This window comes from Falsiroseomonas sp. E2-1-a20 (assembly GCF_051433195.1).
GTDB lineage: Bacteria > Pseudomonadota > Alphaproteobacteria > Acetobacterales > Acetobacteraceae > Falsiroseomonas.
This window is the reverse complement of record NZ_JBHMFT010000073.1, coordinates 1-12,367: the sequence shown is the minus strand read 5'-3', so window position 1 is coordinate 12,367 and position 12,367 is coordinate 1. Positions and strand designations below refer to the sequence as shown.

Below are 12,367 nucleotides of genomic sequence, written 5' to 3'. Positions count from 1 at the left end.
ACCGCCGCCGCCAATGACGCGCTCGGCGGTGGCTTTCCCGAGTTCCTGCGCCCCGCCCTCGCCAATTTGCTCTCGGTCACCAAGGGCGCCTGCTACGTCTGCATGTCCTGCTCAGAATGGCCGACGCTGCATCGCGTCTGGCAGGAAGCGGGCGGCAAGTGGTCCAGCACCATCATCTGGGCGAAGAACACCTTCGCGCTCGGCCGCGCCGACTATCATCAGCAGTTCGAGGCGATGCTCTACGGCTGGAATGCGGGCGCGCAGCACTACTGGTGCGGCGCGCGCGACCAGGGGAATGTCGGGCACTTCGACAAGCCGGCGCGGAACGACCTTCATCCCACTATGAAGCCTGTGGCGTTGGTTGAGCGCGCCATCCGCAACAGCAGCAAGCCGCGGGACACGGTGCTGGACTGCTTCGGTGGCTCCGGCACCACCATGATCGCCGCGGACCGCACGGGGCGGCGCGCCGTGCTGCTGGAGATCGATCCCGCCTATGCCGACGTCATCGTGCGCCGGTGGCAGGATACGACCGGCGAGGCTGCGGTGCTGGAGAGTGACGAGCGGGTCTTTGCGGACATCGCGTCGTGCCGGGCTGCCACCTCGACGTAGGTTGTTACCGCCAGAGGCGGCGGACGCGCAGGAAGACCCGGTACCCGATCTCCAGGACGGGAAGCACGATCGGCGATGCTGCGAGCCGCCCGGCCCATGCGAGCTTCGGGAGCTGCTGCCAGATTTCGGCAAAGGCGGCGGCACCGGACGCCAGACTGCCGTCGGCGCGCCGGACATGCATGCGCGCCAGTGCCGCCTCGCGCGACAGGCCAGGACCGAGACCATTCGCATCGCACGCGGTGACGTCGACGAAGTCGAGCCGTTCCGCACCTTGGACCTTGCGGTACTGACCGATCTCGCGTGAGCAGATCGGGCACGCGCCATCGTAGTAGACGGTCGTGGTGGGCGCGGCGCTGGACGTGTTCATGCCGCAGACATGGCCCCTCAGTTGCTCTGCGCCAGGGCGCCGGTCTTGGGAGCGGCCAGGATCATCTGACGATCCAAGAAGCTCAATCATCGCAATAAGATAACGCTGCACCTTGCTTGGCTCGTGCGCGCCACAGCGCGAATGGTCCGTCACGCGCAGGGGATGCCCTGTACCACACGACGGAGACGACCATGACCGACCGCGACGCCCGCGCCGCCCGCAACCAGGAACGGAGCCTGGCCGCCTTCCTGGCGAAGAAGGCCGAATTCGACGCCCTCCTCGCCGAACTCACCCAGGCCAGCGAGGACCATTTCGGCGCGGATCCCGAGACGGTGCTCTGGAGCGAAGCGTCCTGGCTTTCGGATGCCACCGCGAAGCTGAAGGACATCGCGGATCAGCATTTTCGACGCGGCGAATACGAAGCCTGACGCGGGCCACTCCCGCACCGCCCCGACCGGCCACGCCGGCGGGGCTCCCGGCAGTAGGGGCCGATGACCGGCACCCGGAACCGGAGACCACCACGATGACCAAGCTTTCCGACACCCAGCGCGTGATTCTCAGCGCCGCCACGCAGCACGATATGGGCCTGGCCCACGCGCCGAAGACGCTCCCGGCCGCGGCGCGCAACGCGGTGTTCCGCGGCCTGATCAAGAACAACCCGCTCACCGAGATCAACGCCCCGCGGGAGCATGTCGGGCTCGGCTGGCGCCAGGATGACGACGGCACCTGGATCGTGGCGCGTATCACCGACGAGGGGCTACGCGCCATCGGCATCGACCCGAACGAGGGCGACGCGGTGGCCGGCGAGCCCGACTGCTCGGGCATCGAGGGCAGCGTGCCCGACACGGCGCCCACGGTGGCGCCGGCCACGGGGCCCGCCGCACAGGACGCCACGGTCGCCGAAGCCGCCCAGGCCGCGCCCCTGGCGGAGGAGATCGCCCTGCTCGACCAGGCTCTCGCGGCGCGCGCCGCCACGCCCCGCGCCAGCCTGCGCGACACCGCCGCGGCGATCCTCGCCGCCTGGGACGACGACGCCAACCGCGCCACGGACATGATCGCCGCGCTCGATGCCCCGATGGAGGCGCTGCGCACCCTGCTCGCTGGTAAGCCGGCCCGCGCCGCGCGCGAGGCCGGAGCGCCACGCAAGCCGCGGGAGGGCACAAAGCAGGAGCAGGTGCTGGCCATGCTGCGCCGGCCCGAGGGTGCCACGGTCGCGCAGATCGCCGAGGCGACGGGATGGGCACAGCACACGGTCCGCGGCTTCTTCGCCGGGCTGAAGAAGAAGGGTCACGCGGTCGAGGTAAAGTCGCGGGAGCGCATGGTCGGCCCGAACAAGGCGGGCGCGAAGGGCTCCTTCATCATCTACCACCTGCCGGCCTGACAACCAAGCCGGACACGTCGAGGGCCCGCCGCCAGACGGTAGCGGGCCCTTGCTCGTGATGACCATCACGCGCGGCGGGAGGTCGCCGCCATGCCGGAAATGACCGCCTCCACCCGCGAGGCCGCCCGTCGCCTTGGCGTCAGCGACACCGCCATCCACAAGGCCGAACGCGCGGGCCGCATCGCCGGCGAGCCGGACGGCCAGTGGGATACCGACAAGACCCGCCGCCGCCTCACCGAGACCGCCGATCCGCCCGCTCGCCCCTGGCCAGCAGCGCGGGCGCCGAGGCCACGCCCTTCGCGCGTCTGAAGGTCGCGCAGCTCGCGCTCAAGGTGGAGGCGCAGCGCCTTTCGCTCGACGAGACCAAGCGCCGCCTGGTCAATGTCACCGAGGCGAATGCCGCGCTCGACGAGATCGGCAGCACGGTGCGTGACGCGCTGCTGAACTGGCCCGCCCGCGTCTCCGGCCTGATCGCCGCCGAGATGGGCGTCGACCCGTATCTGCTGCAGACCATCCTGCAGAGCCACATCAACGGCCTGCTGACGGAGGCGGCCGATCGCTTCGATCCAGCGGGCCTCGGAGGGGACCGGTCTCCGCAGTCGTGAGCATGTGCGCCGTCGCGTCGGCGCCATGCTGCGCCCGCCGCCGCAGCTGACGGTGTCGGAATGGGCCGAGCGCCACCGCATGCTCGGCAGCCGCGCCTCGGCCGAGCCGGGCCCCTGGCGCACCAGCCGCACGCCGTACCTCAAGGACGTGATGGACGCGCTGTCCGCGGTGCATCCCGCCCGGCGCGTCGTGTTCATGAAGGGCGCGCAGGTCGGTGCGACCGAGAGCGGAAACAACTGGCTCGGCTACATCATGCACCACGTGCCGGCGCCCGCGCTGGCGGTGCAGCCGACCGTGGAGCTGGCCAAGCGCTTCTCGCGCCAACGCATCGACCCGCTGCTGGAGGAGACGCCCGCCCTGCGGGAGCGCGTGGCTCCGGCCCGCGCGCGCGACAGCGGCAACACCATGCTGTCGAAGGAATTCCCCGGCGGCATCCTGGTGCTGACCGGGGCCAACAGCGCGGTCGGGCTGCGCTCGATGACGGCGAGGTTCCTGTTCCTCGACGAGGTGGATGCCTATCCGGGCGATGTCGCCGGTGAGGGTGATCCGATCGCCTTGGCCGAGGCCCGGGCGCGCACCTTCGGCTGGCGGCGTAAGGCCTTCCTGGTTTCGACGCCGACCATCTCTGGCCGCAGCCGGATCGAGCGGGAGTATCTGGCGAGCGACCAAAGGCGCTTCGTCGTGCCGTGCACGGCGTGTGGCGATATGCAGTGGCTGCGCTTCGAGCGGCTGATCTGGGAGAAAGGGGCGCCCGAGACGGCGCGGTATCACTGCTCGACATGCGACCACCCGATGCAGGAGCACGACAAGACCGCCATGCTCGGCGGCGGGGAATGGCGCGCGACCGCCGAGGGCCAGGATCCGCACACGATCGGCTTCCACATCTCGGCGCTCTACTCGCCCGTGGGCTGGCTCTCCTGGGAACAGATCGCCCGGGATTTGGAGGCCGCCCAGGGCAAGCCGGAGGACATCAAGACTTTCAAGAACACGGTGCTCGGCGAGACCTGGCAGGAGCAGGGCGAGGCGCCGGATCGGGAGCGCCTGGTCGAACGCCGCGAGGACTTTCCGATGGGTGTGGTGCCCACGGGCGCCCTGGTTCTCACCGCCGGCGTGGACGTCCAGGACGACCGCCTGGAGTGCGACCTCTGGGGCTGGGAGGAGGGGTTCTCCTCCTGGCTTGTCGATCATGTTGTGATTGCGGGCAGCCCGCGAGACCGAGAGCCCTGGGACGAACTGGCGAAGCTGCTCGCACGGGACTGGCCACGCCAGGGCGTTGGTGCGACGCGCATCGCCCGGCTCTGCGTCGATACCGGCGGCCGGGATACCGCCGCCGTCTATGGCCACCTGCGGCGCCTGCGGGATCCGCGCATTGCGCCGACCAAGGGCATCGATGGCTGGAACCGAGCGCAGCCGGTCCAGGGCCCGACGCCGGTGGATGCACTGGTCAACGGCCAGAAGCTCCGGCTCGGCCTCAAGCTCTGGACGGTGTCGGTCTCCACCTGGTAGGCCGATCTCTATCGCCGGCTCTGGCTTGGCCGCGGCGATGCGGAGGACCTGCCGCCAGGCTGGGTGCATCTGCCCCGCGCGATCGAGGCGGAGTGGGTGAAGCAACTGGTCGCGGAGCAGCTGCGCACCGCGAAGGATCGGCGCGGCTTTGCGCGGCAGGAATGGGCCAAGCTGCGCGAGCGCAACGAGGCGCTGGACTGTGCGGTCCTGGCCCGCGCGGCGCTCTGGCTGCTCGGTGCGGACCGCCACGGCGAGCAGTTCTGGGCAAGGCTGCGGGATGAGGCGGCGGACGCGCCGCTGCTGCCGACGCCACCGCCGCCGATCGCACCTGGCCGGCCACCACCGTGGACCGACATCGAAATTCGTGGTCCAGGAGCTGTGGGTCGCGGCGGCCGACGGTACAGCCATGCTGTCCGACCTCACAACAGCGGTGAAGCCGGGCGAGCGCGTTCCCATTATTCGGATCAACTGCGGACGCCAGATCGGCAAAGAGCTGCCACCTGCTCACTTTTTTTCGCCGGTGGGATTGCGAATACTCACCTAGCCGGCGTCGACAACCTCCGCACAGTCTCGGGGAAGGCGGACACACGCACCGCCACGCCACCGTCCAGCCCACTGCTGCGATGAGGTCCACCTTGCTTTGACATTCACCGTTGCAGCCCCTTCTGCAAACGCGGTACCCGCCAGCCATCGTCGAATGCTAGCGGCTTCGGCCAATAGAGCCGCATCACCAACATGAACGAACCATTCGGCGCCGGAAGCCAATTCGGCTCGCGCCCCGGGTTCGGTTCGCCGGCTTGGATATCGAAGGTGATACCCTCGTCGAAGTCACGAACGAAGCCCGACAACATCGAGGAGTTCAACAAGTAGCGGTTGAGCGGGTTGGCGACCAGCAGACTTTCCGGAAGACGATACATGGTTACCGACCAGAAGGCGTTCACGGGCGGCAAAGCGTCCGCCGCGAAGCGCAGCGTATAACGGCTCCCGCCATTCAGGGGCGCGCCATCGCTATCCACGACAAACAATGGGTAAATCGCCTCTTCCCGCGAATTGCCGTAGATACCGACCACGGCGGCAAGCATGCGCAACAGGTAGTCGTTGCGCAGGAAATCGCGTGTGCCGAACGCCTGCCCCGACGTGACCTCACCCCGATCCATGCGCTGCTTGATGCTGTTGAAATCCTGCCAGGCATCGGCAATGCCCCGCTCGAACGCAAGACGAGACCTGGCATCCAGCGCGGCAGGGTCGAAGTGCATGGCGGCGCCAATGCCGATGCGCGCCAAGCGTTGCATCAATGCCACCTCCGACGGATGCGTCGGGCAGAAGCGCAGAACGAAGTTCAGGACGCGGAACACGTCGAGCGAATTGCGCTGCTGCGCCTGCCCCAGCGGAGGGACGAAGTCGATCGCGGGCGCGGCGGGCGCCGGCGTCTGGCCCAAAAAGGATGAAAGCGGCTGCACCCGATAACCCGCCTGGATGGCCCGCACCTCCTCGATGTCGTCGGGCGCCAGAAGCTGTGTGCGGTAAAGCCCAAAGGCCAGTTCCGTCTCGCTCCGGATCGCGCGGGCGATGCCGGGCGGAATCTCGCCGCGCCAGTTTGGGCCCGCGATCAGGAATTGTCCTCCGCCATTCCCGGCGGTACGGCTGCCTATGTAGTCGAAATTGAAGGTGTAGGAATCGATCAACTGGATGCTGTAATATCGGTTGCCGGCTACCGCAGGCACGGTGAGAATCAGTGGTTCTGCCCTGAGATCCAGGCCTATGAACGAGTAGGGCGTATCTGAATTCGGCGTCTGGACCGCCCGGTCTTCCGGGGTGAAGACCCGGGCGATGTTGGTCAGCGTGTTGTACGGCGCCTTGAACTCGGGATTGGCATGATCCACGAAGTAGGCGTGCTGGATTCGATAGCTGTCCACCAGAGGGTAGCCGTAGATGAAGGCCTCCTTTGCGATGGCGCGAATCTCAGCCGGATCTGGCAGAGGCTGCGCAACGCCTGGTGCGCTGTGGGTCGCGATTCCGCCCATCATGGCGCAGCCGCCGAGCAGAATGTCGCGGCGTGTTGTGATGGTTTCCATGGTGCCTTCTCCGGTAGGGCTGGATGGCTGGACACGGCGCGTGGTTCAGGCGCTTTCCATGTCGCTGAGCACCCAGCTCCGGTCGAAAAAGGCCGCCTTTGGCGCGTAGAGGCGGAACAGCGCGAACCAGCTGCGGCCTGGCAGGGTCGGCACCCAATTCTGCTCACGTCCCGCCGGCGGCGCCGGTCCGAAGAAGATGTCGGCCGACCCGTCTGCGTTCAATGCAATGTCATCGCGCGACGAACGATCCGCGCGCTGTTGCGGAACGGGTATGAAGCAGCGCGTATCATTGTCGTAGGCCGTGATGGACCAGAACTGCTCGGCCGGCGCATCCTTCGGCACGCGAAGGCGATAATTGCGCCCGCCATCGAGGAAGTCGCCGTGCTTGTCCTTCGCGGTGCCAAGATAGACCTGCCCCGGTCCCGCCTGACGCACAGTCATTCCATGCGAAACAGTGACCGCCTCGTAGAAATAGGCCGCACGTTCGTCGAGCGCATCATGGTTCTGGAAGCGCTGGTCGGGCGCAAAGTTCAGCGCATAGTGCCAGCGCCGCGACGGCCAGATTTCAGCGCCCGGCGGACGTGCGTCGTAGCCCTTGACCCGCGCCATGGCCTCGCCCACGACGCTTGCCTGTTCCAGGATGCGGCGCTGACCCACATCAGGGGCGAACGGCCTGCCCTTCTCGATACCGAGACGCACCAATCCCGCAAGGATCAGCCGGTCGCGCTCATGGGCCGGCTCCTCGTTCACCATCTTGGCCAGGAGCGCCCAATAGGCCAGGCCGCGCGGCTGCGTGCCGCTCCAGGGCCTGCCATCGGGACGGATATAGCGGATCGAGTCCGGCGGCGAGGCTGCCTGCGCGAGCGGGTAAACGCGGAATGCGCTGCGCAGCGCCGCGATTTCTGCCGCGCCGGTCAGCAGGATACGCGTGCCGATGAAGACGTTGGTCGTGGGCGAGCGAACGACGTAGCGGCCCTCGGCCGGCACCTGCCGGTGCGACGGACCAAGGATGACGAAGCGCCCACCGCGCCCGGCATCGGGTCCGGTCTGGCCGATGTCGCTGACCGGCCGCTGCCAGAAATCAAGAAAACCGCCAGCGGTCGGCCCCGCCGGCACGTCCATGACCAGCGGCCCTGTGCGGTCGAGGTTGGCAAAGCCGATGATATAGGGCGTCGTCGCATTCGCGGTCAGCAGGCCCAGCTTGTCGGTGAAGCTCTCGAAGGAAACCAGGTCGCCGTCTCGGGCCCCGAAAGCACGTTCATGCTCGGCCTGCCACTGCGCAAAGCCGGTTAGCGGAAGCGCCCAGAGATAGGCCTGTGTCGCTCGCTGGACATCGAGCGCCTCCTGCAGCAGCACGGAAGTCTGCGGCGTCGGAAAGCCAAGCGGCATATCGAGCCGCCCGATGACACTGTCATACCCACCCTCGAACCTCACCGGCGCGGCCCCCATCCACGTGGCGGCCGGTGACCCAGAGGCTTGCGCGGCAACGTCGCGCCGCACGACCGCCCCACCCCCGACGGCAAGAGTGGCGGCACCCAGCGCGCGGCGTCCGATGATCATTCCCGGCCTTCCCTAATCCTCCGGAGCAGCGTCGCACCGGGGCCTTTGCCCCGCTATCCGGTTCCCGCAAGAGGCGCGGTACCAACGCCTCCTTGCTGGTGCTGGTGCTGATGCGCCGGTGCCGGGTGGCCGAGGCAACATCTGCATTGCTACAGGCGACCTAGGAAATCCGCGAGGTTTGTGGTGGTCGGCTTGATGCGACCCCGCGGCATCACGACTGCCTGGCCCGCCAACGCGGCTGCGCGGAATTCCCTCGGCTTGACTTCAAATTCCCGCAGGAAGGCACGACTGAATGCGGAGGGATCGAAGAAACCCACATCCTCCGCAATATCCGAAATGTCACGCCCACCCTCCGGCGCGGCGAGCGCACGGCACGCTGCTCGCAGCCGCTCCGATTGGATGTAGCGCGCCACGCCGCCCTGACGTTCAAACAGCCGATAGAGCTGCGAACGCGAGATGCCTGCCAGGCGACTGAGGCGCTCCGCCGTGAGGAGGGCAGACCGCAAATGCTGCCGGATGATGACTTTTACACGCGAGAGCTGAACGAGATCGATCTGCGCCTGCGCGGCCACCATCGCCTCGGCGGAGGGTGCGATCGATGCCGCGACGATGGCGCGGGTCGAGCCGACAACGCGCGCCTGCTCCGCCAGGCTCAGGGAGGGCACCTCGGCTGCGAGCTGGATGAGGAAGGCCGCCAGGATGCGACCCATCGAGGTGCCGAGCGGTGCGCCACAGGAGGCGCTCAGCGACGAGGAAATTTCGGGCACGAAGTCGCGCGGAAGAAACAGGCAGAGCCATTCGATCTCTGAGCGCCTGGACTCGAGGACCTCATTCAAGGCGGAGATGCTGGCCACGCCTGCGGGAATCGTAAGGACCGATGCATCCGCTCGGATCTGCCGATCACCGCGCAGCGCGATGTTGACCATCCAATGGTCCAGCGAACTCCGGCGGGCAGCAGTGGCGGTCCGCACCAGTCGCGCGGCCGGTGCCCGCATCGTCATGAGCGCGATCGGGCCAAGCGCCCAGACCACCCACTCGGCAGGGAAGCCAGCCGTCGGATCCGCCAGGGGCGTCACTTCCATGGTGCCGGTGCTGGAAGCGTTCCAGGCTTCGAACTGCTGCCGCGCGGGCAGGCCCAGGGTCGAGAAGACCAGCGGCTGCCCCGGCACAGTGGTCCGCGGCGCGCTCCGCGAATCTGCCCTAGGCATCCGCCTGTTCGCGTCGGTGTTCTGGGCGAGGCATTTGAGGGGGTCCTGAAGTGAGCGGAACCGAAGGCGCAGCAGACAGTCCGATCCGACCGCACCTCGTCAGCCGGGAGCGCGCACCGGCTCCATTGGCTCGATCGAAATTGCGAGTGCTTCCTCGTAGGTCATGTCCACCTGCTGGCCGACGCGCAGGCGCCGCACAAAGGCGAGGACCTCCGGGTTCTTCGGCGTCACGGTGCGCGACGTGCCGCTTGGACCCGTGAAGCTAACCGTTCCTGTCTGGGCATCCACCGCGGTGATGGTCACGCGGCCGCTGCGGACGCGCGTGACCTCGCCGCCGGGGCGGTCCGCATCGCGCTCCGCGGTGAAGGCCGCTGAAGTTTGTGCAGCGGTCGAGATCGGCGATGCCACGCGGGCAGCAAGCGCCTGATAGTACCGCACGGTTACGCGATCGCCTGGGCGAAGCATGTTGAGCCGCGCAACGCCGAGGCCCGCAAACACCGTCAGCAAAGAACCTGACTGCGCACCTGCATCACCACGAATGAGAACCTCGCGAGACGCGGGATCGACAGTCTCGATAACACCAACGATGCTGCTGACCTGGTTCGTGTCGACGGAGGCACAGGCTGCCAGTGCCGAAAGGCCCAGCGGTAAAACAAGGACGGAGCGACGCTTCATGGGTGTTTCCTCTTGCCGCGCATTCATCAGATGGCCTCGCCGACTCCTCCCCCGCGAGCGCGAGGGAGGCAGGTCCTGAATTATTTCATGACGATTTCGACCCGCCGGTTCTGCGGTTCGCGTACGCCGTCGGCAGTGGCCACAAGCGGGCGGGTTTCGCCGAAGGCCTGGATGGTCATCTGGCTGCGAGAGATACCGCGGCGCTCCAGCTCCGCCGCCACTGCATCCGCGCGACGCTGTGAAAGGCGCTGATTGTATTGCGGGTTGCCGGCGCGGTCAGCGTGGCCCGCCACCTCGATCCGCGTGGTCTGCAGCTGCGTCGAAGCCTGCGCCGCATCGGCGATGATCTGCCTGGCACGGTCGGTCAGGTCGGCCCGATCGAAGTCAAAGAACACCAGGTAGGTACGTGCTACCGCCGGTTGCTGCGCCGGGGCAGGCGCGACGGGCTCGACGACCGGCGGCGGCGGTGGCGCCACCCCAAATGCATACCGGATGCCGAGAAGCAGACTGTGGTTGAGGTTATCGACCTCGACCGAGCCTCGTGTCTGAACCGCACCGCCACCCGCGCCGACGAAACGTGCGTCAATGTCGTCCGACAGCGTACCCATGAAGCGGTACTCGGCCGTGATGGCCAGGCCGGGAACGGAGGCGATCAGGATAGCTGCGCCGGCAATCGCTTGATAGGCGAAGTTGCCATTGTCGCCGTCGAGTGCCACCGATGCACCGCTGGCGTTACGGATCCGTACGGCGTCCCAGTTCTGCACGATATAGCCTGCACCAAGACCGACATACGGCATGACGAAGGCGCCCGGGCCGAGGTCGAAGTCGTAGAAGGCGTTCGCCATGACGCCATAGCTTTTGATGCTACCACCCTGGCTGCGCGGCGCAGAGATGCCGGTGAACCCGGAGATACCGTCGATACTGTTGTCACGGTAATTGCCTTCGAGTTCGACACGCACACCGTTGCCGAAGCCATAGCCGATGCTGACAACGCCCAACCAGCCATAGTCGAAGCTAGCCGTACCGCTACGGCCGACACCTGCGGCCGTGAGCGCGCGGCTGAGATTGCCCTGCGTGGTGAGGTCGGATTCCTGCAGCCAGTTCACGCCGGCGCCGGCGCCGACATAAAGGCCGTTGACCGGTTGCGCCAGTGCGACGACCGGCAAGGCAAGAAGTGTTGTGGCAAGGAGTACTTTCCTGAGGCTCATCCCTGTCTCCCGTGGATGGAGTTTTTGCCGGCGCGTCCCTGTAGATCAGACCGGCTCCGCCGCTCGCGCGAAGCCTGCGGTTGAAAGTCTGCACACCTGGCCCGCGCGAAAGCGGCGCGCAGCAAAGTGTCGAACTGGGTTAGGCTGCTCCTGTCAGTCAGGGTCTGCAGCGCGAGAAGCTCGGCACTGCGGCTTTCACGTCACGAACGGTGGCGAACGGCAATGAGAGTAACGACGGCATTCGAACTCGCTATCCGTTTTCCGCAAGCAGGGGCTGTTGTTGCCCCCGAATTCCCGGACAGGATCAGGCTGTTAACGTGGCACGGATGAACTGGCGCGAGGAGCGGTATCCAAGCGCGCTGTGGGGGTGGATTTCGTTGTAGTGGGTGAAGTCCGGGAGTGACTGCAGGACGGTCTGGGCATCAGGGCAGGGCCGGACGCGGGCGTAGTCGCGCTTGAAAGTGCGGACGAAGGCCTCGGCCATGCCGTTGCTCTGCGGGCTCTGGAGCGGCGTAGTCCTCGGGAGCATGCCAAGATTGCTGGCGAACCGCCGGGTTTCTCGGGCGACGTAGCAACTGCCGTTGTCGCTGAGCCACTCGATGGGCATGGGCAGGCGGTTGACGAGGCCGAACCGCCGCTCGACGGCCTCGACCATCATGTCCCGCACGTGCTCGGAGGTGATGCCGCCTGTTGTGCCGACGTAGGTAATGGCCTCCCGGTCGCAGCAGTCGAGGGTGAACGCGACCCGGACCCGCTCGCCATTGTCGCAGGCGATCTCGAAGCCGTCCGAGCACCAGCGGGTGTTTCGGGCCTCGACGGCGACGCGACCGTCGTGGCGGCGCTCCACCCCGCCCGCGTGGCGGGTCAGGAGGAGGTTGTAGGCCTTCATGACGCGCCAGACGCGCTTGTGGTTTGAAGGTGGCCAGCCCTCCAGTTCCGCTTGCTGGCGCAGCAGGGCGTGGACCCGCCGGTAGCCGTAGGTCGGCAACTCGGCGATCAACTCCATGATGCGGGCCAGGAGGTCGTGCTCCGGCAGGGGTGGTCTACCTCGGCGTCCGGGCGCTGGAGCCCTGGCCGATGGAGCGAGGACGGATCGGGCCACGCCGAGGGCTTCAGCGACGGCCTTCACCGGAAACCGTCCGGCGGCAGCAAAGGCGCGCGCAGCAGCAACC

The 12,367-nt window shown here is 67.2% G+C and carries 12 protein-coding genes and 1 pseudogene; 6 read left to right on the top strand and 7 right to left on the bottom strand.

What is annotated here, in order from left to right; all coding sequences use genetic code 11:
• A partial coding sequence (locus ACFHPP_RS29235; protein ID WP_437166754.1) for a DNA-methyltransferase occupies positions 1 to 609 on the top strand: 609 nt, incomplete at its 5' end.
• A gap of 4 nt (positions 610 to 613) precedes the next feature.
• Here ACFHPP_RS29235 and ACFHPP_RS29230 read toward each other — a convergent pair.
• Complete coding sequence (locus tag ACFHPP_RS29230; RefSeq protein WP_437166753.1) at positions 614 to 976, bottom strand: thiol-disulfide oxidoreductase DCC family protein; 363 nt, start codon at positions 974 to 976, stop codon at positions 614 to 616.
• 191 nt (positions 977 to 1,167) lie between these two features.
• Here ACFHPP_RS29230 and ACFHPP_RS29225 point away from each other — a divergent pair, with 191 nt between their 5' ends.
• The 5 genes and pseudogenes from ACFHPP_RS29225 (at position 1,168) to ACFHPP_RS29205 (ending at position 5,096) form a co-directional block, all read left to right on the top strand.
• Positions 1,168 to 1,404: a hypothetical protein gene (locus tag ACFHPP_RS29225; protein WP_437166752.1), complete on the top strand. Its 237-nt coding sequence runs from the start codon at positions 1,168 to 1,170 to the stop codon at positions 1,402 to 1,404.
• A 95-nt stretch (positions 1,405 to 1,499) separates the two neighbouring features.
• Positions 1,500 to 2,357 carry a DUF3489 domain-containing protein gene (locus ACFHPP_RS29220; protein ID WP_437166751.1) on the top strand — a complete coding sequence of 286 codons (858 nt, stop codon included), beginning with the start codon at positions 1,500 to 1,502 and terminating at the stop codon, positions 2,355 to 2,357.
• A 90-nt stretch (positions 2,358 to 2,447) separates the two neighbouring features.
• Positions 2,448 to 2,666 (top strand): hypothetical protein, encoded by a 219-nt coding sequence (locus tag ACFHPP_RS29215; protein ID WP_437166750.1) that lies wholly within the window; start codon positions 2,448 to 2,450, stop codon positions 2,664 to 2,666.
• A 23-nt stretch (positions 2,667 to 2,689) separates the two neighbouring features.
• Complete coding sequence (locus ACFHPP_RS29210) at positions 2,690 to 2,962, top strand: hypothetical protein (RefSeq protein ID WP_437166749.1); 273 nt, start codon at positions 2,690 to 2,692, stop codon at positions 2,960 to 2,962.
• Between the two features lie 25 nt (positions 2,963 to 2,987).
• A pseudogene (locus ACFHPP_RS29205) lies at positions 2,988 to 5,096 on the top strand (phage terminase large subunit family protein).
• Between the two features lie 20 nt (positions 5,097 to 5,116).
• On the opposite strand, the gene ACFHPP_RS29200 reads toward ACFHPP_RS29205, so the two are convergent.
• The 6 genes from ACFHPP_RS29200 to ACFHPP_RS29175 all read right to left on the bottom strand — a co-directional run.
• The gene (locus ACFHPP_RS29200) at positions 5,117 to 6,544 is read right to left on the bottom strand and encodes a DUF1254 domain-containing protein (RefSeq protein WP_437166748.1); all 1,428 of its coding nucleotides are present in this window, start codon (positions 6,542 to 6,544) and stop codon (positions 5,117 to 5,119) included.
• 45 nt (positions 6,545 to 6,589) lie between these two features.
• Positions 6,590 to 8,104, bottom strand: a complete 1,515-nt coding sequence (locus ACFHPP_RS29195) for a DUF1254 domain-containing protein (RefSeq protein ID WP_437166747.1) — start codon at positions 8,102 to 8,104, stop codon at positions 6,590 to 6,592.
• A 149-nt stretch (positions 8,105 to 8,253) separates the two neighbouring features.
• Complete coding sequence (locus ACFHPP_RS29190; protein ID WP_437166746.1) at positions 8,254 to 9,273, bottom strand: helix-turn-helix domain-containing protein; 1,020 nt, start codon at positions 9,271 to 9,273, stop codon at positions 8,254 to 8,256.
• A gap of 138 nt (positions 9,274 to 9,411) precedes the next feature.
• The gene (locus tag ACFHPP_RS29185) at positions 9,412 to 9,987 is read right to left on the bottom strand and encodes a hypothetical protein (RefSeq protein ID WP_437166745.1); all 576 of its coding nucleotides are present in this window, start codon (positions 9,985 to 9,987) and stop codon (positions 9,412 to 9,414) included.
• An 80-nt stretch (positions 9,988 to 10,067) separates the two neighbouring features.
• The gene (locus ACFHPP_RS29180) at positions 10,068 to 11,195 is read right to left on the bottom strand and encodes an OmpA family protein (protein ID WP_437166744.1); all 1,128 of its coding nucleotides are present in this window, start codon (positions 11,193 to 11,195) and stop codon (positions 10,068 to 10,070) included.
• A 304-nt stretch (positions 11,196 to 11,499) separates the two neighbouring features.
• Positions 11,500 to 12,367, bottom strand: an 868-nt coding sequence (locus ACFHPP_RS29175; protein WP_437166743.1) for an IS3 family transposase, incomplete at its 5' end; no start/stop codon positions are given.